This is a genomic window from Simiduia aestuariiviva (genome assembly GCF_014192475.1).
In the GTDB taxonomy this organism is placed as follows: Bacteria; Pseudomonadota; Gammaproteobacteria; order Pseudomonadales; family Cellvibrionaceae; genus Simiduia; species Simiduia aestuariiviva.
The window spans coordinates 725,118-747,323 of record NZ_JACHXZ010000002.1 but is presented as its reverse complement, the minus strand read 5'-3'; the positions used below and the strand labels follow the sequence as shown (position 1 = coordinate 747,323).

Below are 22,206 nucleotides of genomic sequence, written 5' to 3'. Positions count from 1 at the left end.
TTTGATAGCAAATTACTATTAGCTGCATATAAATTAATTGCTTTTGGCTATGAGCTGTTTAGCCTACACTCATCCGAGTTAACTGATTGCGCGTAGGCATCAGTAAGTGGGGGGCTGACTCCCGTTCAACGCACACGAAGGAGGTTGTATGACAGGCATTGATATTGGTATTGATCAAAAAGATCGTTTGGAAATTGCCGAGGGGTTAAAGCATTTACTGGCAGATTCTTACACCCTGTATTTACAGACCCACTTTTTTCATTGGAATGTCACGGGGCTGCAGTTCCGTGAGCTGCACTTGATGTTCGAAGAGCAATACACCGAGTTGGCCACCGCCGTGGACGACATCGCCGAGCGCATTCGCACCTTGGATGTGGTGGCGCCCGGTACCTATAAGGCGTTTGCTCAGTTGAGCTCCATTGAAGAAGTGGACGAGGTGCCGTCGGCGGAGCATATGGTTGATTATTTAACTAAAGGGCACGAGCAGGTCGTGCGCACTGCACGCCAAGTGTTGAGCAAGGCCCAAGGGGCAGACGATGAATCCACAGCGGCGCTGGTGTCAGATCGCATGCGCGTGCACGAGAAGACAGCGTGGATGTTGCGTGCAACGCGAAAGTAGCACCGGTCATTGAAAGTAAAAGCGAAGCTAAGGCTTCGCTTTTTTTATTGTCTTTGAACGTCAATGGCGATCACAATGGCTCCACAAAGTGGCGTTTTATAGGCCGCTCAACGATAGCTAACGGAGTAGATTATGACGAGATTAATGGTGGCGGTGGCGATCATTGGGTGGGCCCTTGTGGGGTGTAGTGAAAAGCCTGCCGATTCCGAGCAGGCACAGGGTGCCATTCCCGAGCATCAACTCAAGGCTCTGGAAAAAGCCAAATCGGTGGAGGACACCCTGCAAGCGGCCGAGACCGAGCGTCGGGCGCGAGCTGAGCAGGATGAGCGCCTGCGTCGCTAGTAATCATCCTCGTCGGAGGCGTTCATGCGGGCTTGGCGGTCCGCTTCTTCCTCGCGGGCATCTTCGATGATGCGCAGCATGGTGGCGATGTCGGTTTCAACGGCAACCTGGTCGCTTTCGCCCGTCAAGGTGCTGTCTGGATGCAAATCCCCGCGCTCGTACAAATGCCAAATTTCTTCGGCGTAATGGGTGGTGAGCAGGCGGGTATCAAACTGACCGAAGAAGCGGGTCATATTGTTGATATCGCGCACCAGCATCATCTTAGCGCTGTTGTTGCCGGCCGCATTGACGGCTTGGGGCAGGTCGATAATAACCGGCCCTTCGGGTTCAACTAACACATTGAATGGTGACAAATCCCCGTGGACCAGCCCCGCGCACAGCATGCGTACAATTTCTTGCATCATAATGCGGTGAAATTCCGCTGCAGTTTCCACATCGAATTCGACATCGTCCAAGCGGGGCGCTGGGTCTCCGTGCTCATCGGTAATTAAATCCATGAGCAATACACCGTCCACAAAACCGTGTGGTGTGGGTACGCGTACCTCGGCTTCCGCCAGTCGATAAAGCGCGTCTACCTCTGCGGATAACCATGCCTGTTCTGACTCTTTTTGCCCAAACTTGCTTTTCTTCTGCATGGCACGGGCCCGGCGGCTATTGCGTGTGCCGCGGCCCTCTTGGTAGACAGCCGCCTGCTTAAAGCTGCGCTGTTTGGATTCTTTGTAGACTTTTGCACACAGGTACTGATCGCCCACACGCACCACAAAGACCTGGGCTTCTTTGCCGCTCATCAGCGGGTAGATCACCTCATCAATGACGCCGTCGGCAACCAGAGGTTGCAGCCGTTTAGGGACTTTCATAACAATTGGGCTCTGTACTGTGTAACTGGGCGGCCATCTTAGCCGAACAGCCTTGCTACCGATATAGGGAGGGCGAGATCCGGCACCTCTGCTGCCGTGCGAACCCAAGACGAGGCAGGCTTCGCTGGGGCGTGTTGGTGTATGATGCCACGGCGCTTGATGTCCCAAAGTACAGGGAACTCCTTGGTTTTCTAAGAGTCTTTAAATGGACATGGGCGCTGTCTGTTAGTGGCTTTATAAATGCTGGCGTCAAGGTTGGCGAAACGTTGATTGAAAACCGCACAGTTCGCGGAATAGATGGAATAGGTGGGAGTTCATGGTGCGCGCTGTCGTAATATTGCTAGTAATGGGGATGTATTCTGTATCTGCGTGGTCTGAAGCACCTACGCGGGCGCCAAAAATGATCATGGGTTGGTTGGAGTCAGTTCAACTGCTACCAGCTAATATGCGTATCAAAACTAAACTCGACCCGGGTGCGAAAACGTCATCGATGCAGGCAACTAATATCGAATATTTCGATAAGCAGGGTGAGCCTTGGGTGCGGTTTGATTTTACTGATACGAATTTGAATACTAAAAAACGCGAAACCCACCGGTTGGAGGGGCCATTGGTCCGGCGCGTTGTTATTAAAAGGCACGGTGCGAAAAACATCATCCGGCCGGTGGTGGCGATGAATTTTTGTTTGTACCACCAAGTCTATCGCGCTGAATTTAGTTTGGCCGATCGGCGTAAATTTAACTATGCCATTTTACTTGGTCGATCATTTTTATCAAAAGTTGCGCTCGTAGATTCCTCTGAAACATTTCTCAGTCGCCCCGCTTGTGAAGGCAACACCTTTATTCAAGACGCATTGGAGTAGCGGGCCGGTTAATTGGCGCTCAATCGCCCCAATTTGGCGTCGCTTTCCTTGTTTTGGCGGGGTGGCACTTTCATTGGATTCGTGACCGTCAATGTTCCTCGGTTAACTAGACCGCTGAGACCTTCGCTTCAGCGGTTTTTTATCTTACGTTTCATATCGAACACTGCAGAGTACTGCTATAAAGAGTGCAGTAATGCGCGTTTTTTTCGTGTGGAACGCTAAGTAGGTAGGGATTTAGGGAGTCAGTCATTGCTGAATCGCAGCGAGAGTTGGAGACAGGTGTGTCGAGCCGATCAGGTTTGGGATCTGGTTATCGTCGGAGGCGGAATTACCGGCGCAGGCGTGTTGCTTGAGGCCGCCCGGCGCGGGCTAAAAGTTTTGCTGTTAGAGCAGCAGGATTATGCTTGGGGTACCTCCAGCCGATCCTCAAAAATGGTACACGGTGGGTTGCGTTATTTGGCGCAGGGCGACTTTAGTTTGACGCGGGACTCCCTACAGGAGCGAGAGTTTTTGCTGGAAGTCATGCCCGGATTGGTTGAGCGAATGAGCTACTACTATATTTTGGGTCCCAAGGCGCCACCCCGCATCGCGGTAAAGCTACTGTTGCGTTTGTATGATTGGCTAGCCGGAATAACCAACCATTGGTATTTGTCAGCGGACCAGCTTGCGTTGGAATTACCCGGTCTAAATCGAATGGCGCACAATGGTGCCTATCACTACACCGATGCAATTACCGATGACAGTCGCCTCGTATTACGTGTGCTTGAAGAGGCACAACGTTTGGGCGCCGTGTGTGTCAACTACTGCAAAGTGGATCGACTCATTATGGGGGACGAGGGCGTGCAGGGGGTGCAGGCCACCGATAGCACCCGAAGTCATACGGTCACAATAAAGAGTGCCGCGGTAGTCAATGCCACTGGCGCCTGGGCAGACCGATTGCGCAATCAAGTCAATCCAGAACAACGCATTCGGCCACAACGCGGCAGCCACATTCTGGTCAGTTCAAAACGCCTGCGAGTGACGGGAGCTCTCACTCTGATGCATCCCGATGATGGCCGATACCACTTTATCTATCCTTGGGGCGGTAAAACTGTCATTGGTACCACAGACCTTGATCACAAGGACGATCTGGATATTGAAGCACATATCACGGCAACTGAAGTGGACTACCTGCTTCGTGCAGCCAATAGTGCTTTTCCCACCGCTCAGTTGCGCGAAGCAGATATCATTTCCACCTGGGCGGGCGTGCGCCCAATCATTAGCACCGGAAAGTCCAAAGATCCCTCGAAAGAGCGGCGTGACCATGCAGTGTGGCAGGACAAGGGCTTAATTACGGTCAGTGGTGGCAAGCTCACCACCTTTAGATTGATTGCAGAAGATGTGCTGGCAGTGGTTGCGCGGGCGGTATCAGCGCCCTTGGCTGATCGCTGCACAGCAGAACCTTTAGCGCCGTTTGCCAAGTCGGTGACAGTGACACCCATGGAATTGTTGGAATTAGGCGGTGAATTGGCGCAAGACTATTTAAGTCGATACGGCGATGCGGCGCTTGAAATGGTGCGAGATGCGCACCTCAACGATCGCACTGATGAATTACTTCCCATCTCTGATACACCTTATAGCTTTGCCGATTGTCGCTGGACACTGCGCGGCGAACAAGTGCATCACTTGGATGATTTGCTTTTACGCAGAACCACGCTCGGATTGTTATTGCCCCATGGTGGCGAAGCGCTGTTCGAAACACTGAGGGATATTTGCGGTGAAGAGCTCGGTTGGGGAGATGGGGTTTGGCAAGCGGAATTGGCTCGTTATCGAGATATCATTCAACGTTTTTACAGTACGCCCCAATTTACGGGCGCTGAAAAAAATCCCGGCATTGCATCAAATGCTTGAATTGCCGCAATAGATCGATATTGAGCTGCTGGCTGAGTTTCTTGATGGCGGGGGCGTATGCCGCCAGTGGGCGGGGTAGGGCGCGCTTGCTGGCAAAAATGACGTAATTGGCCGCATCTACACTGGCGATTAAGATCTCTTCAAATAATCCTTCAAGGGTTAAAAAGCTCGGATCATCAAAGGCGGGCAACCGAGTGAAATTCAGCACTAGCCAGCCACTGTTTGAGAGCGCCGCCGCACAGTCGGCCAGGTACCGGCAGGATTTTTGGCTTACATCCATTCCGTTGGCCAAATAAATATCAGAAAAAATAATGTCGAAACTTTCTGCCGGCTGCGCCCTAATAAAGCGTCGCGCATCATCGCAGACAACGCGCAATTGAGTGTTGTCTGGCAATGTATCTGGCGTCAGAAAATATTGTTCAGCAATGTGTTTGACACTGGCCCTTAATTCTACGGCGATGTGCTGGCAGTCGGGCTGCAATGCTGCCAGCGCGCGCACTAGCGCGCCGCCGCCCAAGCCCAAATGCAATACTTTTGACGGCGTGCAGAACGCGAGCACCATGAGCATGGCGCGAACGTAGCGGTGTGAGGGTAGGTAAGGTTGCTGCAAATGCATGGCGCTTTGTTCAAAGCGTTCGTCAAAGGTAAGCACCCGTCTACCTGATTGTTCATACACAAAAATTTCGCCGTATTCGTCGCGAGTTTGTAGCAGCGGTCGAATCTTGCGGTGTGTAAGCGCGTGCAGTAGGTGATTGGCAAATTCCGTCTTGTGCACTGAGTGTTATCCAATTTGTAGGTGTAGCTGAAGTCGATGTCGGCCGAATTCGGGTAAGGCGTTAAGCCTAGTCAATTATTAGCCAATTAAAAACCGCGTAATCATTAGGGAATTTCTATAGAGCGATATCTATATTGGGCAATGGTGACAGGGGCTGGAATCGCTCGTTGTGACACAGCTCTCGGCCTTGTAATTCCTCCCTTGAGGCATCTGACGCGCTAATCGTCTTATGCACACGATGTAACCGCATAATAATCGGGTCAAACCCGTGTGTTCCAGACACATTTAGGAGTCTCCTATGTCTATTCGAAATTGCCTGGCTGGCGCTATGGCGATTGTTTTACTGGCTGCCTGTGGCCAGTCGAACGATAACCCTACTGCAAAAGCACTAGAAATAGACCGCAAAGCGCAGCTTGGTCAATTTACTGAAGATTTTCATACGCACATTGCCGTACTCGCCTCTGATGAATTTGAGGGCCGTGCGCCGGCTACCGCTGGCGAAGAAAAAACGGTGAATTACTTGGCGCAAGAGTTCGCGAAATTAGGTCTGGTCCCCGGCAACAATGACAGTTGGTTTCAAGAGGTCCCGGTGGTCAGTGCGACCTTGACCAACAGCCCAGTGCTCACTGTGGCGGGATTACCTACTCCCATGACGTTCGAGCAGGGCGATAGCCTGATGGCTTGGAGCAAGCGCGAACAAGCGGCTATCACGCTAGCGGATAGCGAAATGGTCTTTGCGGGTTACGGTATTGTTGCGCCTGAGTACCAGTGGAACGATTACCAAGGCTTGGACGTTAAAGGTAAAACGGTGGTGGTGTTGGTCAATGACCCCGGTTATGCCACCCAGAATGCCGAACTGTTTAATGGCAACGCCATGACCTACTACGGCCGCTGGACCTATAAATACGAAGAGGCGGCACGACAGGGCGCTGCGGCGTTGCTGATTGTGCATGAGACGGGCGCTGCGGGTTACCCTTGGGAGGTGGTCACGGGCAGCTGGTCTGGTGATCAAATTAGTCTCGCCAGTGCAGACAAAGGCGCCAATCGTGTGGCCGTGGAAGGTTGGCTGCGCGGCGATGCTGCCGAGGCGTTGTTCGCCGCTGCCGGCCATGACTTTAACGCGTTGAAGGCACAGGCTGCTAGCGGCACTTTCGCGCCGATAAGCTTGGGCGTTTCTGCCAGCACCGCATTGAGCATTACTCATAAGCATTCCCAGAGTCGCAACGTTATGGCCATGATTCCCGGCCACAAGCGTTCCGATGAGGTTGTGCTCTACATGGCGCATTGGGACCATTTAGGTAAAAAGCCAGGCGCCGATGGTGAAGACGTTATCTTCAATGGCGCTGTGGACAACGCCACGGGCACCAGCGCGCTCTTAGCCTTGGCGCGCAGTTTTATGGAGATCGAATCCAGTTTGGATCGCAGTATTCTGTTTGTTGCTGTTACCGCTGAAGAGTCGGGTTTATTAGGGTCTGCCTATTACAGCCAAAACCCTGTGTTCAAGCCCTATAAAACCGTGGGCGGCATCAACATGGATGCAATGAACGTCAATGGCCCCATGGACGACGTTGTGGTCATTGGCTATGGCGCAAGCAGCATGCAGCAATTGCTGGCTCAAGCGGCGGCGCAGCAAGGGCGAAAGTTGGTGCGTGAGCCAACCCCAGAGAAGGGCTACTTTTACCGCTCCGATCATTTCAATATGTCAAAAGTGGGTGTGCCCATGCTGTACGCCAAGGGCGGCCAAGAGCACCGAGAGCACGGCAGCGAATTTGGAAAGGCACAGTCTGCAGACTATGGTAAACACCGCTACCACAAACCCGCCGACGAGTACGACCCAAATTGGGATTTGCGCGGAACGGCCGAAGATGCCCAGCTGTACTTTGATGTGGGCTTGGCGCTGGCGACGAGCGATATTTATCCGCAGTGGCATGCTAAGAGCGAATTTTTACAGGCTCGCGAAGCGTCAATTGCCGCCTGTCGCAAGGGCGGGGAACGCCGTTGCCCAACAGCGAGCACCCAGCAATAGTCAAGTTGACATAGGTGTTACCAAAGGGGCTCTGTGCCCCTTTTTTTACGAGTGGAATGCGTGATGGAAGTTGAGCTCAGCACATTATTTTTGCTGCTTGTGGTGGCCTTTACTGCCGGAACGGTGGATGCCATTGCGGGCGGTGGTGGCCTGCTCACCGTACCGGCACTAATGGCCAGCGGCATGACACCAGCGCAGGCGCTCGCAACAAACAAACTTCAGGCCAGCTTTGGTTCGCTGTCGGCGACGGTGTTTTTTTGGCGGCGAGGCCTTTTGTCCCTCAAACCTATGTTGCTGACCTTATTGTGCACCTTTGTGGGCAGTGCCTTGGGCACGTTGTTGGTGCAGCGGGTGGACACCAGCATGATGCAATGGCTGCTGCCATTGATGCTGATCGCCATATCCATATACTTTATGGTGTCACCTCGTATGAGCGACGTCGATGGCGAGCGGCGCATGTCGTCGCGAGCATTTGCGTTTTGTATCGGCGCAGGCTGTGGTTTTTACGATGGTTTTTTTGGCCCAGGCGTGGGCTCCTTTTACGCGTTGGGATTTATCAGTTTGGCCGGCATGGGCTTGCGCCGTGCCACTGCACACACCAAATTACTAAACTTCACTTCTAATGTGGCGTCATTGGTTTTTTTCACACTGGGTGGACAGGTTGTGTGGATGGTAGGGCTGGTAATGGCCGTGGGCCAGTTTGCTGGGGGCCGAGTGGGCGCCAAATTGGTTTTTACCAAGGGTGCTGCGTTAGTAAAACCACTCTTAATCACCTTGTCACTGACCTTGTCGGCAAAATTACTCTGGGATTTGTGGTGACAGGGTGTATCCTGCGAGGCTGTAAATAGGGAGGTAGCTATGAAGCGTTTAGCGGTTTTATTACTCAGTGTGGTGGCTTTGTCGGCCTGTGAGCAACAGCGCGCACCGGACCTGAGTGAGACCCCTTGGCGGGCGTTTCGCGTGGATTTTTGCACAGAAATCAGCGAGCATGAATATTGGGAAACACGCGATGTCGATAAATTAGTGTTATTGCAGAGTGCGTTTTACATTGAGAACACGCAGCCCACGGAAGCGATTGTTCGGAGTCGAAATCACCAGATATTCGTCGTGATCGATCATGAATTAGGCCCTAGCACGTGGCAGCTCACGTTAAAACGCGACCAGCAATATGTGGCGATGTTCAATACCGCCGACCCAACTCAATCCTATCAAGCGCAAACGGACCCAATGTTTTATCGGGCACTCAATACATTGCTGAAGTCGCACATGAATGAGTCCTTGGATATTTTTAGAAAGTGCAGTTTGCCCGAGGCTTAACGCGCACCGGTTTCAAACTGGCAAACAGGCGCCCTTTGGCGCCTGTTTTAGTTCTGCCATTGACAGGGTTGGTTAGTGGTTAATTGCATCGCCCGCGCCGCGCGGGTAGCGAATGGACTCCACCATATCTTGTATTTCCTCAGGCGCATTCCCTGTGAGTCGATTGACTAGCAGTGCCACAACAAAATTGAGGAGCATGCCCAGAGTGCCAATGCCTTCAGGGGAAATGCCGAGCAGCCAATGTTCCGAAGTATTGGCCGCAGGATCGATAAATTTAAAGTAAATAATATAGGCCGCGGTAAATGTTATCCCGCTTACCATGCCGGCGATGGCGCCTTCTTTATTCATTTTTTTATAAAATATCCCGAGAATAATTGCCGGGAAAAAACTTGAGGCCGCCAAGCCAAAGGCAAACGCCACGACCTGTGCAACAAACCCCGGCGGATGAACGCCAAGGTAGCCCGCAATGCACACGCTGACGCCTGCGGCAAGCCGAGCGTAAAACAATTCCTGCCGCTCGGTAATTTGCGGCATTAAATTGCGCTTGAGTAGATCGTGTGAAACCGAAGTGGAAATGACGAGCAGTAATCCTGCAGACGTTGACAGGGCCGCTGCCACGCCGCCTGCCGCTACCAACGCGATAACCCAGGCCGGCAGATTGGCAATTTCGGGGTTGGCTAGCACCATAATGTCCCGATCTACCACCATCTCATTGCGTTCGTCGGCAGCGTAAAACATACGCCCATCACCGTTGTGGTCTGACCATGAAATCAAACCCGTTTGTTCCCAGTTGGCGATCCAGCTGGGCGCTTCAACGTAGGGCGTGCCCAGTCCATCAGCGCCGTTGATCGTTTCAATCATGTTGACGCGTGCAAAGCCGGCCACCGCCGGTGCTGTGGTATACAAAATGGCGATAAATAACAGCGCCCAGCCCGCCGATTTACGTGCGTCGCGCACTTTCGGTACCGTGAAAAAGCGCACAATAACGTGGGGTAAACCCGCGGTGCCGACCATCAGTGCGGCGGTTATAAAAAAGATATCAATGGTGCTCTTACTGCCGTCGGTATAGGCCGAAAAGCCGAGTGCTTCGCTGAGCCCGTCTAGCTTGTCCAGTAGATACACGCCGGGCTCTTGTATCAGTTCTGCGCCAAATCCGATCTGTGGCAGTAGATGCCCAGTCATCATAATGGAAATAAAAATGGCGGGTACCATATAGGCAAAAATGAGCACGCAATATTGAGCGACTTGGGTATAGGTAATGCCTTTCATTCCGCCCAGTACCGCGTAGAAAAACACCACGCCCATGCCGATGATCACACCCCATATGATTTCCACTTCCAAAAATCGCGAGAAAACGACGCCCACGCCGCGCATCTGACCAGCTACGTAAGTGAACGACACGAAAATCGCGCAAAACACCGCGACGGTGCGCGCCGTTTGTGAGTAATAACGGTCGCCGATAAAGTCTGGCACGGTAAACTTGCCAAACTTTCGCAGGTAGGGTGCTAGGCACAGGGCGAGCAATACATATCCGCCGGTCCAGCCCATGAGGTACACGCCGCCGTCGTAACCCATAAAAGAAATGAGGCCGGCCATGGATATAAATGACGCTGCACTCATCCAGTCGGCGGCTGTTGCCATACCGTTGGCTATGGGGTGCACGCCACCACTGGCCACATAAAAATCACTGGTAGTGCTGGCTCTTGCCCAGATGGCAATGCCGATGTACAGAGCAAAAGACAGCCCCACAATGACAAATGTCCAGCTTTGGATATCCATATCTGCTCCTAGTCTTCCTGTACTTGAAATTTTTTATCCAAGCGGTTCATGGCCGTGACGTACACGAAAACCAATAGGACGAAAACGTAAATGGAGCCCTGTTGGGCAAGCCAAAATCCGAGTTTAAAACCGAACAAGCGAAACTGATTTAATGTGTCGGCCAGTAGGATTCCACCCACGAAGGAGACGCTAAACCACACGCTCAGCAGTATTAGCATGAGTCGCAAGTTTGCCTTCCAGTAGGCGACTTGATCGGCTTTGTTTTTAAATGCCATAGGGTTCACCTCTATTGTTATTGTTGGAGCATGACCTTGCGTTGTTTAGCGTCGCCATACCTTTGGGGGGCGGCTAAGGTCGCACTAGGCAGTGGGATATTGACCTAAAAAAGGCCAGGGTGGCAACGTTTACAGGTTGGGGTAGGCGGGTAAAAAATGGCTCACTGTGCCTGGAATTTCAAATAGCGAGTAATTGTCAGTCAGTGGCAGTTTGCCCATCCAGTAGCGCAAGGTGCCCGACCCTCTGGAGGCGCCTGTGGACGCCCCTGTGGCTGACCCTGTACAAAGTGACCAACCTTGGCTGCAAGGATTGTTCAGCAAGGCCATGATTCTGGCAATGGTGGCGTCCTCTGTTGAGCGTATGAACGAGTGGGTCGCTCAGGTTGAACGAATTAGCCACTGTGTGAAAGTGTGCCTTGGCTATAATGTTGTCAAACAGCTGTTTGAGTTAAGAGGATTAAATGGCCACCCACGTCGAAATACCCGCTGCAACGATTGCCGGTTTTCCACCCGATAAAGCGCGCCGCTTATTCGAGTTAATGGTCAGCGCCAACAAGGGCGATCACTTTCATCAATTGGGCCTGGCCATTGAACACGTCGATGCCCGATGCGTCCGTGTGCGGTTGCCCTATGGAGAGCATTTGGTGGGCAATCCCGATACAGGTGTGATTCACGGTGGCGTCCTGACCACGGTGCTTGATACCTGTTGTGGCTTCGCAACGCTGACCGCCTTGGCGCAACCTGAATTGTGTCCAACCATGGATTTACGCATCGACTACATGCGCCCGGCCACACCTGGGAAAACGCTCTATGCCGAGGGCGAGGTGTATCGCGTTACCGATCAGGTGATCTTTACCCGTGGCGTGGCATATCACGAGACGCGCGACCATCCCGTGGCCCACTGTGTCGCCAATTTCTCACGCTTAGACGCAGCCATTGCCGCCCAGATGGCGGAGCAGATTACGCGTGTAATGGATAGTTTGGAGGGCGCCCATGAGCCAAAGCAGTGATTTTGCAGATTTGGTGCGCCAAGCGCGCGCGCAACAACGCCCTGAACTATTAACCCAGGCAATTCCCTACGCCCGTTTGTTAGGGATTCAGGCGCAGCAACACCCAGACGGGTTGCGTTTTCTGATGGCAGCCTCAGCTGGCAATGTCGGCAATCCCACTTTGCCGGCGCTGCACGGTGGTGCTATTGGCGGGTGTATGGAAACGGCGGCAGCCCTGCATTTATTGATGCACATGGACACCCTCAAGGTGCCCAAAATTGTCGATTTTTCGATCGATTACGTGCGTGCAGGCAAGCTGCGCGATACTTGGGTGAGTTGTGATGTTGTGCGGCAGGGGCGCAGGCTGGTCAATATTGGCATCAATGCGTGGCAAACCGACCCGAGTGAGTCCATCGCGCGCGCCAGAGCCCACTTCCTGCTCAGCGATTAGCTGCTTAAAAAGTAGCCATCTCCGTTCCGAAAAACTCCTTGAAATGCCATAAAACGCCCCCATTTAGTTGCCATTAGGGCGCTTGTGCGCCACCCGCTGAAGCCCGGCAGCTAGCTGTCACAGGCGCGAATCGGCCGGTATGACTTGAACTTGATCACCTAGAGATAACAGGAGTTTGCACGCATGAGCGTTGAAGCCAAAAAAGAGACCCGCGGATTTCAGACGGAAGCTAAGCAGCTACTGCACCTGATGATCCACTCTTTGTATTCCAACAAAGAAATATTTCTACGTGAGTTGGTATCTAACGCCTCTGACGCAGTGGATAAATTGCGTTTTGAAGCGCTCTCCAACGACAGTTTGTTTGAGAATGACTCCGATCTTAAAGTGACGGTCGAATTCGATAAAGAAGCGGGCACAGTGACCGTGTCTGACAATGGCATCGGCATGTCCCGTGATGAGGTGATTGAAAATCTGGGCACAATTGCCAAGTCTGGCACGTCGCAGTTTTTCCAGAATCTAACCGGTGATCAGAAAAAAGATGCACATCTGATCGGCCAGTTTGGCGTGGGTTTCTACTCTGCGTTTATCGTTGCCAAAGAAGTGGAAGTGTTCACCCGCCGCGCGGGTTCCGCCGCCAGTGAAGGTGTGCATTGGACCTGCACCGGCGAAGCGGAATTTACCGTCGAAAACATCGAGCGTGAACAGCGTGGCACCACCATCGTATTGCACTTGAAAGACGACGAAAAAGACTTCGCCGACAATTGGCGTCTGCGCTCCATCATTAAGAAGTATTCCGACCACATCTCCATCCCTGTGACTATGCAGAAAGTCAATTACGATGTGGCCGACGACGAGTCAGACAAGCCCGCAAAAGACGCGGCGCCAGAGTACGAAACCATCAACTCGGCGACCGCGCTTTGGACTCGCTCGCGTTCGGATGTGTCTGATGATGAGTACAAAGAATTTTACAAGCATGTATCGCATGATCACGCCGACCCCGTGGTGTGGAGCCACAACAAGGTGGAAGGCAAGTTGGATTACACCAGTTTGTTGTACGTGCCCGCCAAAGCGCCCTTTGACATGTACAATCGTGATGCCGCGCGGGGCTTGAAATTGTACGTGCAGCGCACTTTCATTATGGATGATGCAGAGCAGTTCTTGCCGCTGTACCTGCGCTTTATTAAAGGCGTTGTGGATTCCAATGATCTGTCACTGAACGTTTCCCGTGAAATTTTGCAGCAAGACCCAAATATCGACGCGATGCGCTCGGCATTGACCAAGCGCGTGTTGGATATGCTGGCCAAAATGGCTAAAAGCGACGCCGAAAAATACGCCACCTTCTGGAAAGAATTTGGTCAAGTGCTGAAAGAAGGGCCTGCCGAAGATTTCACCAACCGCGAAAAAATCGCCAAATTGTTGCGCTTCTCTACCACCCACACCGATAAACCCGATCAGGATCAGTCGCTGGAAGACTATGTGTCGCGCATGAAGCCTGAGCAAAAGAAAATTTACTATGTGGCGGCGGATAACTTCAACACCGCCAAGAGCAGTCCACACTTAGAAATTTTCCGCAAGAAAGGCATTGAAGTGCTGCTACTGTCTGACCGTATCGATGAGTGGTTGATGGGGCATCTGGTCGACTTTGATGAGAAAAGTTTCCAAGATGTGGGCAAGGGCGCACTGGATCTGGGTGAACTTGATTCAGAGGAAGAGAAGAAGGCGCAAGAAGAAAGTGCCAAAGCTCATGCCGATTTAATTGAGCGGGTGAAGAAGGCGTTAGATGGTAAGGTTTCGGAGGTTCGCGTTACCCATCGCCTAACGGATTCGCCAGCGTGTTTGGTGGTGAGCGAGCAAGATATGGGGGCGCAGATGCGCCGGTTGTTGGAGCAGGCTGGCCAAGCCGTGCCTGAGTCTAAGCCCATTTTTGAGATGAACCCTGAGCACCCATTGCTGCGTAAGTTAGATCAAGAGCCGGATGAAGATCGCTTTGTGGATCTGGCGCAGGTTCTGTTCGATCAGGCGCACTTGGCTGAGGGTGGTCAACCGCACGACCCAGCACTCTATGTGCAGCGTTTGAACAAGCTATTGCTCGAATTGAGTCACTAATTCGACATAGGCTATTCGGTAGAGGCCATTGCCCGCGAGGGTTGTGGCCTTTATCGTTTTGTAGCTATCGAAATGGTCGTGGTTACCCTACACTTCAACCCAATAGCTGGGTGTGGCTGAGCGCAATGAGTGACAAGGGTTTTTGTCACTTTCAGCGCTTGAACCCGGCTGCTGCAGGAAATTATTACTACAACAGAGCATCTCAGAATTCATGAGCGACGAAAATTCAAACAACACAGCGTCCATTGCCACCAAGGCTGCCGTGAAACCGGTTAAAGTTGCCGTATTGGGTGGCGGAAGTTTTGGTACCGCCGTTGCCAATATCAGTGCCCACAATGGCCACCCCACCTATTTGTGGATGCGTCACAAAGATCGCGCCTTACTGTGTCAGCGGGACCGAGAAAATGCCCATTACGTACCCGGCTACCGCTTTGCTGACTCGCTCAATGCCACCTCCGATCTAGCGGAAGCGGTGGGTGATGCATCGCTAGTGTTTGTGTCCGTACCCAGTTCCGGTTTTCGCGAAGTAGTGCAAAAAATTAAGCCCTTCGTGCGCTCCGATGCTTTGTTGGTAAGTACTACAAAAGGCATTGAGGGCAAAGGCTTTACCTTAATGAGTGAAATTCTCGAACAGGAGATGCCTGGGCATGCAATCGGTGTGCTCAGCGGCCCGAATTTCGCGAAGGAAATTATCGAGCAACAGCAGACCGGCACTGTGATAGCCTCTGACAGCGGCACGCTGATAAGACGTGTGCAAACAGTGCTGAGTTCAGACACCTTTCGGGTCTATGCCAACCGCGATCGCCGTGGTGTTGAGTTAGCCGGTGCGTTGAAAAACATTTACGCCATAATCAGCGGTATGGCGACGGCACTCGGTGCGGGAAGTAATACCCATGCCATGCTAATTACTCGATCACTGGCCGAGATGAGTCGGCTTGCCAACACGCTTGGCGCTAACCCTATGACCTTTTTGGGGCTGGCGGGCGTGGGTGATTTAATTCTGACCTGTACATCTGATCTGTCGCGCAATTACCGCGTAGGGTTCGCCTTAGGGCAAGGGCGGGCATTGGATGATATTGTGGCGGAGTTGGGACAGGTGGCTGAAGGGGTGAATACCCTGCAGGTCGTTGCTGCAAAAGCGCAGGAGATGGACGTGTATATGCCGCTTGTGAAGGGCTTGTATGCGGTCATCTTTCAAGGTTTGCCCATCGAGGAGGTAGCGCACAAACTCATGGTGGGCGAGCAAAATCACGATGTAGAATTTATGGGAGCCGGTGATGAGTGATTCTCAATCTAACAATGAAAAAATGCCACCAGAAAATGTTAAGTCGTCCAGCAGCACCACATCAGATACGGGTGAGTTTGAAGCGATCAAAGGTAATGTCCTTTCGCCCGATCACTGGATACGTTTATTTTTTATGATCCTGTTTGGCTTTGTGTTGCAAGTGGCGAGCTTAGTTGTTGGCGTGGTGGTAGTGTTGCAATTTCTATTTGCACTCTTAACCGGTTCTGACAATGAAAACTTGCGTTCCTTTGGCGCGAGTCTCACTCGCTATATTGCAGACACGCTAAAATTCTTGACCTACAACAGTGAAGACAAGCCCTTTCCGTTTGCGGATTGGCCCTTCCCAGATGAGCCCAAAGATTGATATGAAGATTTGGGTACTGCGTCACGGTGAGGCACAGGCTCAGGCGGCAACTGATGCAGAGCGCGAGCTAACGCACCATGGGCGTATGCAGGTTCAGGCGCAAGCGCGTCGGTGGGGCGCGCACATGGCGCCCACCCATATCTGGGTGAGCCCCTTTGTTCGCGCGCAGCAAACGGCCGCAGTCTGGAGTGATGCGCTGATTACGTTGCCCGATGTCACACCTGCGACGGTAGACTGGCTTATGCCGGAAGCCGCTGTTTCGCAGGTGGTGGATCAATTGAGCTTGTGTGATGAGGGCAGCGAGATTTTATTGGTCAGCCATCAGCCGCTAGTGAGCGAATTGGTTGCCTATTTCACCGGCGAAGCCGCCTGGGCCTGCAGTATGGGTACAGCCTATTTGGCAGAGCTAACCCTGCCGCTCGCGGCGCGCGGTTTGGCAGATCATCACGCAATTCACGCCCCAAATTTAAGTGAGCTATGACGGCACCGCAGGAACATCTATTTCAACTGTCCGGTGAACGAACGCTCGCTGCGCGAATTTGGCACAAGCGCGACGCGCCGGTGTTGTTAGCGCTGCACGGATGGCTCGATAATTGTGCGAGTTTTAATCGCCTGGCGCCTCAGCTTGACGCCACGGTAGTTGCGCTCGATCTCGCCGGCCATGGTCACAGTTATCACCGGCCCAGCTATAGCCCTTATCACCTCTGGGATGACATCATTGATGTGGGAGATGTGATTAAGTCGTTATCGCTCACGCAGGTGGGCTTATTGGGGCACTCGCGTGGGGCCATCATAGCCACGCTCTTTGCCGCCGCACAATCCGAGTCTGTGGAGCAGCTGCTGTTGCTCGATGGGCTGTTGCCAGAACCCATAAATAGCGACGATGCGCCTGCGCAAATGCGCAAAGCTATGTCTGCATTGGCTCGCGATGCGCAGCGTACATTTCCGGTGTATCCAGACTTGGCTGCGGCCGCACAGGTGCGTCTACAGGGCATGTTTCCCTTGAGCCAAGAAGCGGCGTTGGAAATGGCGGGACGCGGCTCAAAACCAGTACAAGGGGGCGTCACTTGGCGGGTCGATCCGAAGTTATTAACGCCGTCGATGGTTAAATTAAATGCGGAGCAAATCTTTGCCTTTGCGCGCGCTATTAGCATGCCCGCGTCATTGGTGTTGGCCAGCGAGGGAATGCCAAAGTTGTTTCCAGGCTTACACAAAGTGCTGGAAAAACTCGATAATATTAACCAGCAGCTCATGGTGGGCAGTCATCATCTACACATGGAACAGCAGGCCACAGAGGTCGCCAAGATTTTTAATCAACACATTCGCGAACAATGTAAAAAGGGCGCGTTATCAGTTGTTCCCCGTTTTACACTGGATCGTCAGATGGAGAGGGCTTAGCGTGAATAAATTGATTCTACGAAGGCTGCTATTGGGGTGCTTGGGTGCGCTGGGCTTTGGCGTTGCCCTGCCGAGCGGGGCAGCGATAGATTGGCAGCTGCCCGCCGATAGTCGCATTGTGTATCAATCTGAAGTACAAGAGCAGAATTACCAGTTGATGCTGGGCGTGTATCGCCGCATAAACAACGAGTGGCGCACTCAGGGCGCGGAGACTGTGAGTGGTTTGGTCTCGCGTAAAACCATTGAGTTGCCGCGTGGTGCAGATGAGCAGGGCTTTTTCCGTGCGTTAATCACCCAATTACCCAGTCGCCGCGAGCTATTTTCTTGCACGGGATTATTGTGCGGTACCAGTAATGCTTGGGCGAATACACATTTTAATCAACGCATTCTCTATGGCTTAGATGCACATCAATTCTACGGCGTATACGAAGTGGAGCACGGTGAACACTTAGGGTATGTGGTCGTCTATGTGGTGCGTCGTGGCAATGGCAGCGTTATGGCGCAGCTTGAGGAAGTGACGCCCCCCTCGGGGATCACCGAGCGACTCGTTACGTCCGCTAAATCCATCGCCAATGCCGTGAAATCACAGGGTTACTTTTCCATTCCATTGCAGTTCACCGCGAGCGAGGGTGTCGTCATTTCCGCTGCGCAGTTGCAGGCACTGGCCAATTTCCTGAATGACGAGGGTGGCAGTTTTACGCTTGTGGGACACGATTATCGGCCTGATCAAGATCATCTAGCCGCGGGCCGTGAACATGCCGCGGCCGTGTTGGCGCTGCTCAAAGCGCGCAATGTGCGCGTCAGTTTGGGTGTTTTTAGCGTGGGCCGTTTGGCACCAGCGGGGCGCCGTTCGACGCCCGTGCGGGTAGACTTGGTGCGCGACTAGCGCACCAGGCTCAAGAATTCTGTGCGGGTTGCCGGATCATCGCGAAATGAGCCCAGCATAGCGGACGTTTTCATAACGGAATTTTGTTTTTCTACGCCGCGCATCATCATGCACATGTGTTTCGCCTCTACGATTACCCCGACACCTTCTGCGCCGGTAACCGATTTCACCGTTTCAGCAATTTGCAGTGTTAGCTGCTCTTGAATTTGCAGGCGGCGAGCAAACATATCGACGATTCGCGCTACCTTTGATAGCCCGAGCACTTTACCCGTAGGGATATAAGCAACGTGCGCGCGCCCGATAAATGGCAGCATGTGATGCTCGCACATCGAGTAGAGCTCGATGTCTTTGACGATGATCATTTCATTGGAGTCGGAGGGGAACAGAGCGTCGTTTACCACATCATCCAGCTTTTGCTGGTAGCCGCGGGTTAGAAACTCGAAGGCTTTAGCCGCGCGTTCGGGCGTGTCTGCTAGGCCCGGGCGGGTCAGGTCCTCACCAATGGCGGAGATAATGCTTGCGAAATGCTCTTTCATTTGACCTGAGTCCTTACTGTGTTTCGGGGTGTGTATTATCGCCATTATGCTGCTCAGCGCCAGTGGTTTACGGGGCCAAGTGCAGTCTGGATGATTTTTTTCGACATTGTGGTCAATGGGAATACAATAGCCGCCTGTAAAATCCATGGGGAGTTCACGTGTCACAGGTCAATCCAAAGGAAGAACTGCAAACCCTGCGCGACTGGGTGCGCTGGGGCGCGAGCCAAATGTTAAAGGCCGAGGTGTTTTTCGGGCACGGCACCGACAACGCGTGGGACGAAAGTCTTCAATTGGCGCTGCACGTGTTGCATATGCATTGGAGCGAAGATCCCTCACTGCTCGAATGTCGCTTGAGTATGGCGGAGCGAGATAAGTTGTTTGGATTGTTGTCGCGACGGATCAATGAGCGAATCCCCGTGGCTTATTTAACGGGGCAGGCGATGTTTGCAGGTTTGGCCTTTGCGGTGGATGAGCGCGTGTTGGTGCCGCGATCTCCCATGGGCGAATTAATCGAGCAGGCTTTTTCACCTTGGTTGCTGGCTGAACCTACGCGTATTTTGGATATGTGTACGGGCAGCGGCTGCATCGGCATTGCCTGTGCGCATGCCTTTCCAGAGGCCGCGGTGGTCCTGTCTGATATCTCCCCGGATGCACTCTCGGTGGCGGAGGCGAATATCAGTCGGTACGCCTTAGAGGAGCAGGTGCAAACGGTGCTCTCGGATGGTTTTAGCGGGCTTGCGGGGCAGCAATTTGATGTCATCGTCTGCAATCCGCCCTATGTAGACTCTCAGGATTTGGCCACTATGCCCCCCGAGTTTTTGTGTGAACCGAGCATCGGGTTGGGGTCTGGGCACGACGGATTGGACTTCACGCGCCGCTTTCTAGAGCAGGTGCACCAACATTTGAGCCCGCAGGGCCAGGTGTTTGTTGAGGTGGGTAACAGTTGGGTGGCGCTCGAGGCCGCATTCCCAGAGGTGCCGTTTACCTGGGTTGAATTTGAGCGGGGTGGCCATGGCGTGTTTACCCTGACCCGTACAGAGATCGACCGCTACTTTGGCGGCAGCTGAGGGCCGCTGGTGCGCGTGGCAGTGCATCGTTAATTTTTGTAGTTAGGCAACAATTGACTGTTTTCGCGTATAATCCGCGCTCTTTATTGCGATGACTGAGAATTATTGAGACCACTATGTCTGGCAACTCTTTTGGCAAGCTGTTTACTGTGACCACTTTTGGCGAGAGCCATGGCCTCGCACTGGGATGTATTGTGGACGGATGCCCGCCGGGCCTGCCGTTGAATGAAGCCGATATTCAAGTGGAGCTCGATCGCCGCAAGCCCGGGCAGTCGCGTTATACCACGCAGCGGCGGGAGGCCGATGCGGTGAAAATTTTGTCGGGTGTATTCGAGGGCAAGACCACTGGAACACCCATTGGCTTGTTGATTGAAAATACCGATCAACGCTCCAAAGATTATGCCAATATCAAGGATCAGTTCAGACCTGCGCACGCGGACTACACCTATATGCATAAATACGGTGTACGCGATTACCGCGGCGGCGGCCGCTCTTCGGCCCGAGAAACGGCCATGCGGGTGGCGGCGGGTGCCATTGCCAAAAAGTATTTGCGTGAAGTGTTGGGCGTGCAGGTGCGCGGCTACCTTTCACAATTGGGTCCCATTGCCATAGAAACGGTGGATTGGGCGCAGGTGCCGCAAAATCCGTTTTTTTGTCCAGATGCCAGCAAGGTGCCTGAAATGGAGGCTTATATGCAGGCGCTGAACAAAGAGGGCAACTCCATTGGTGCCAAAATCACGGTGGTAGCAAACGGGGTTCCGCCGGGATTGGGTGAGCCGGTATTTGATCGCTTGGATGCCGATCTGGCCCACGGTCTGATGAGCATTAATGCCGTAAAAGGCGTAGAGATTGGCGCCGGGTTTTCCTGTGTGGCCCAAAAGGGCACAGAACATCGGGATGAATTGACCCCCGATGGCTTTTTGTCCAACCATGCGGGCGGTATTTTGGGAGGTATTTCATCCGGCCAAGATATTGTGGCGCACTTGGCGCTCAAACCCACTTCCAGTTTACATCTGCCCGGGCGCAGCATCGATGTGCACGGCAATCCCATTGAAGTGGTCACAAAAGGTCGGCACGACCCCTGCGTGGGCATTCGTGCAACCCCCATCGCGGAAGCCATGATGGCGATCGTATTGATGGACCATCTGCTGCGCCATCGCGGGCAAAATGCCGATGTCGTACATCAAATTCCGGACATCACTCGCCGGTGACGGCCGCTGATCAATCGCCCGCGCCTTATTGGCGGATGTCGGGCGTCTACTTCGCTTATTTCGCCCTCGTTGGCGTACTGGTACCGTTTTTAAGTCTGTACCTGCAAGCGTTGGGGTACAGTGGTTACGATATCGGTCTACTCACTGCGACGCTCATGGTGACCAGAATCTTGGCACCCAATATTTGGGGCTGGTTATCTGACCGTCGCGGTCGACGCATGGCGTGGATTCGCATCGGCAACCTGGCGGCGTTGGTTTCCTTTCTGGGTATTTTTGTCAGCACGGAATTTTACTGGCTGATGTGGGTGCTATTTAGTTTCTCCTTTTTCTGGAATGCAGTGCTGCCCCAATTTGAAGTGGTGACGATCGCGCATTTGGCGCCGAGAACCGGCCGCTACAGCCTCGTGCGCCAGTGGGGGTCACTGGGCTTTTTTATTGCGGTGGTGTGCCTGGGGTATTGGTTTGAAGGCGACCGGATCTTATCGCTTCCCGTCATCGCCGCGGCCTGCCTAGTGGTGTTGTGGTTGTCTTCCCTGTACGTGCCGGAGGCCCCCCAATCGCTCGATACTGCTGGCGCTCGCTCTATCCGGGGGCGGGTCGGTCAGCCGGCGATCATACTTTTTTTAGTGATCGCCTTTTTGTTGCAAGTGAGTCATGGCCCTTACTACACCTTCTTTAGCATGTACTTGGCGTCGGCAGGTTACAGCGCAGCCACCATCGGTTGGTTGTGGGCGCTGGGTGTGGTCGCAGAGATCGTTTTGTTTTGGTGTATGCACCGATTGATGGCGCGAACGTCCCTGGTCACTTTGTTGCTGTGGGGAGTAGGGCTGACGGCCCTGCGCTGGGCACTCATAGCAGTATTTGTGTCGCAAATAGAAGTGTTGATCTTTGCGCAGTTGTTACATGCGGCGAGTTTTGGCTTAACCCATGCGCTGGCAATCGAATGGATTCGGCGGGAGTTTCAAGGTGCCGATGGTCAGGGGCAGGCCTTGTATTCATCGGTGTGTTTTGGCGCTGGCGGCGCGCTTGGCGCATGGCTGAGTGGCCTGCTTTGGGGGTATGCACCCGCAGCCACCTTTGCGATGGCGGCCGCTATGGCCTTCGCGGCTTTTCTCCTCTGTTTTTTACTTTATAAGCTGCGGACATAACAGCCTGCCTTTTTCGAATTAAGCTC

At 53.1% G+C, this 22,206-nt stretch carries 23 protein-coding genes; 18 read left to right on the top strand and 5 right to left on the bottom strand.

All coding sequences use genetic code 11. The features are described from left to right. Positions 1-148 precede the first annotated feature (148 nt). Positions 149-619 (top strand): Dps family protein, encoded by a 471-nt coding sequence (locus tag FHS30_RS09050; RefSeq protein ID WP_183910113.1) that lies wholly within the window; start codon positions 149-151, stop codon positions 617-619. A gap of 132 nt (positions 620-751) precedes the next feature. Further along, positions 752-961 carry a hypothetical protein gene (locus tag FHS30_RS09045; protein WP_183910112.1) on the top strand — a complete coding sequence of 70 codons (210 nt, stop codon included), beginning with the start codon at positions 752-754 and terminating at the stop codon, positions 959-961. Here FHS30_RS09045 and FHS30_RS09040 read toward each other — a convergent pair. Beyond that, entirely contained in the window at positions 958-1,818 is an 861-nt protein-coding gene (locus tag FHS30_RS09040; RefSeq protein WP_183910111.1) for a PA4780 family RIO1-like protein kinase, read from the bottom strand. The genes FHS30_RS09045 and FHS30_RS09040 overlap by 4 nt on opposite strands. A gap of 352 nt (positions 1,819-2,170) precedes the next feature. On the opposite strand from FHS30_RS09040, the gene FHS30_RS09035 reads away from it, so the two are divergent. Both FHS30_RS09035 and FHS30_RS09030 read left to right on the top strand, forming a co-directional pair. Beyond that, positions 2,171-2,677, top strand: coding sequence for an ATP-dependent zinc protease family protein (locus FHS30_RS09035; RefSeq protein ID WP_183910110.1), 507 nt, complete (start codon positions 2,171-2,173; stop codon positions 2,675-2,677). Between the two features lie 249 nt (positions 2,678-2,926). Next, a complete protein-coding gene (locus FHS30_RS09030) occupies positions 2,927-4,567 on the top strand; it encodes a glycerol-3-phosphate dehydrogenase/oxidase (protein ID WP_221197212.1) in 1,641 nt (546 codons plus the stop codon). Here FHS30_RS09030 and FHS30_RS09025 read toward each other — a convergent pair. After that, positions 4,524-5,342 (bottom strand): polyamine aminopropyltransferase, encoded by an 819-nt coding sequence (locus FHS30_RS09025; RefSeq protein ID WP_183910109.1) that lies wholly within the window; start codon positions 5,340-5,342, stop codon positions 4,524-4,526. The two genes, FHS30_RS09030 and FHS30_RS09025, sit on opposite strands and share 44 nt — an antisense overlap. A gap of 298 nt (positions 5,343-5,640) precedes the next feature. Between FHS30_RS09025 and FHS30_RS09020 the strand changes: the two genes are divergently transcribed. The 3 genes from FHS30_RS09020 (at position 5,641) to FHS30_RS09010 (ending at position 8,685) form a co-directional block, all read left to right on the top strand. Beyond that, positions 5,641-7,368 (top strand): M28 family metallopeptidase, encoded by a 1,728-nt coding sequence (locus tag FHS30_RS09020; RefSeq protein WP_183910108.1) that lies wholly within the window; start codon positions 5,641-5,643, stop codon positions 7,366-7,368. A 63-nt stretch (positions 7,369-7,431) separates the two neighbouring features. Beyond that, positions 7,432-8,187 (top strand): TSUP family transporter, encoded by a 756-nt coding sequence (locus FHS30_RS09015; RefSeq protein WP_183910107.1) that lies wholly within the window; start codon positions 7,432-7,434, stop codon positions 8,185-8,187. Between the two features lie 39 nt (positions 8,188-8,226). Further along, positions 8,227-8,685 (top strand): hypothetical protein, encoded by a 459-nt coding sequence (locus FHS30_RS09010; protein WP_183910106.1) that lies wholly within the window; start codon positions 8,227-8,229, stop codon positions 8,683-8,685. A gap of 72 nt (positions 8,686-8,757) precedes the next feature. On the opposite strand, the gene FHS30_RS09005 is transcribed toward FHS30_RS09010, so the two are convergent. Both FHS30_RS09005 and FHS30_RS09000 read right to left on the bottom strand, forming a co-directional pair. After that, positions 8,758-10,464, bottom strand: coding sequence for a sodium:solute symporter family protein (locus FHS30_RS09005; protein ID WP_183910105.1), 1,707 nt, complete (start codon positions 10,462-10,464; stop codon positions 8,758-8,760). An 8-nt stretch (positions 10,465-10,472) separates the two neighbouring features. Beyond that, a complete protein-coding gene (locus FHS30_RS09000; RefSeq protein WP_183910104.1) occupies positions 10,473-10,739 on the bottom strand; it encodes a DUF4212 domain-containing protein in 267 nt (88 codons plus the stop codon). Between the two features lie 461 nt (positions 10,740-11,200). Here FHS30_RS09000 and FHS30_RS08995 point away from each other — a divergent pair, with 461 nt between their 5' ends. The 8 genes from FHS30_RS08995 (at position 11,201) to FHS30_RS08960 (ending at position 18,218) form a co-directional block, all read left to right on the top strand. Next, positions 11,201-11,749, top strand: coding sequence for a PaaI family thioesterase (locus tag FHS30_RS08995; protein ID WP_221197211.1), 549 nt, complete (start codon positions 11,201-11,203; stop codon positions 11,747-11,749). Next, complete coding sequence (locus tag FHS30_RS08990) at positions 11,733-12,179, top strand: PaaI family thioesterase (RefSeq protein ID WP_183910103.1); 447 nt, start codon at positions 11,733-11,735, stop codon at positions 12,177-12,179. The genes FHS30_RS08995 and FHS30_RS08990 overlap by 17 nt, the downstream gene beginning before the upstream one ends. Positions 12,180-12,362: 183 nt before the next feature. Beyond that, positions 12,363-14,285 carry a molecular chaperone HtpG gene (gene htpG / locus FHS30_RS08985; protein WP_183910102.1) on the top strand — a complete coding sequence of 641 codons (1,923 nt, stop codon included), beginning with the start codon at positions 12,363-12,365 and terminating at the stop codon, positions 14,283-14,285. Between the two features lie 211 nt (positions 14,286-14,496). Beyond that, entirely contained in the window at positions 14,497-15,570 is a 1,074-nt protein-coding gene (locus FHS30_RS08980; protein ID WP_183910101.1) for an NAD(P)H-dependent glycerol-3-phosphate dehydrogenase, read from the top strand. After that, positions 15,563-15,934, top strand: a complete 372-nt coding sequence (locus FHS30_RS08975) for a DUF4389 domain-containing protein (protein WP_246341226.1) — start codon at positions 15,563-15,565, stop codon at positions 15,932-15,934. Before FHS30_RS08980 ends, FHS30_RS08975 begins: the two co-directional genes overlap by 8 nt. Position 15,935: 1 nt before the next feature. Next, entirely contained in the window at positions 15,936-16,415 is a 480-nt protein-coding gene (sixA, locus tag FHS30_RS08970; protein WP_183910100.1) for a phosphohistidine phosphatase SixA, read from the top strand. After that, a complete protein-coding gene (locus FHS30_RS08965; protein ID WP_183910099.1) occupies positions 16,412-17,332 on the top strand; it encodes an alpha/beta fold hydrolase in 921 nt (306 codons plus the stop codon). The genes sixA and FHS30_RS08965 overlap by 4 nt, the downstream gene beginning before the upstream one ends. Position 17,333: 1 nt before the next feature. Beyond that, positions 17,334-18,218, top strand: a complete 885-nt coding sequence (locus FHS30_RS08960; RefSeq protein ID WP_183910098.1) for a DUF4892 domain-containing protein — start codon at positions 17,334-17,336, stop codon at positions 18,216-18,218. Here FHS30_RS08960 and folE read toward each other — a convergent pair. Then, a complete protein-coding gene (gene folE / locus FHS30_RS08955; RefSeq protein WP_183910285.1) occupies positions 18,215-18,799 on the bottom strand; it encodes a GTP cyclohydrolase I FolE in 585 nt (194 codons plus the stop codon). The genes FHS30_RS08960 and folE overlap by 4 nt on opposite strands. Before the next feature lie 113 nt (positions 18,800-18,912). On the opposite strand from folE, the gene prmB reads away from it, so the two are divergent. The 3 genes from prmB (at position 18,913) to FHS30_RS08940 (ending at position 22,180) form a co-directional block, all read left to right on the top strand. Then, on the top strand, positions 18,913-19,821 hold the full coding sequence (prmB, locus tag FHS30_RS08950) for a 50S ribosomal protein L3 N(5)-glutamine methyltransferase (RefSeq protein WP_183910097.1): 909 nt from the start codon (positions 18,913-18,915) through the stop codon (positions 19,819-19,821). Between the two features lie 116 nt (positions 19,822-19,937). Beyond that, on the top strand, positions 19,938-21,032 hold the full coding sequence (gene aroC, locus FHS30_RS08945) for a chorismate synthase (protein ID WP_183910096.1): 1,095 nt from the start codon (positions 19,938-19,940) through the stop codon (positions 21,030-21,032). Further along, positions 21,029-22,180: an MFS transporter gene (locus FHS30_RS08940; protein WP_343048981.1), complete on the top strand. Its 1,152-nt coding sequence runs from the start codon at positions 21,029-21,031 to the stop codon at positions 22,178-22,180. Before aroC ends, FHS30_RS08940 begins: the two co-directional genes overlap by 4 nt. Positions 22,181-22,206: the final 26 nt, after the last annotated feature.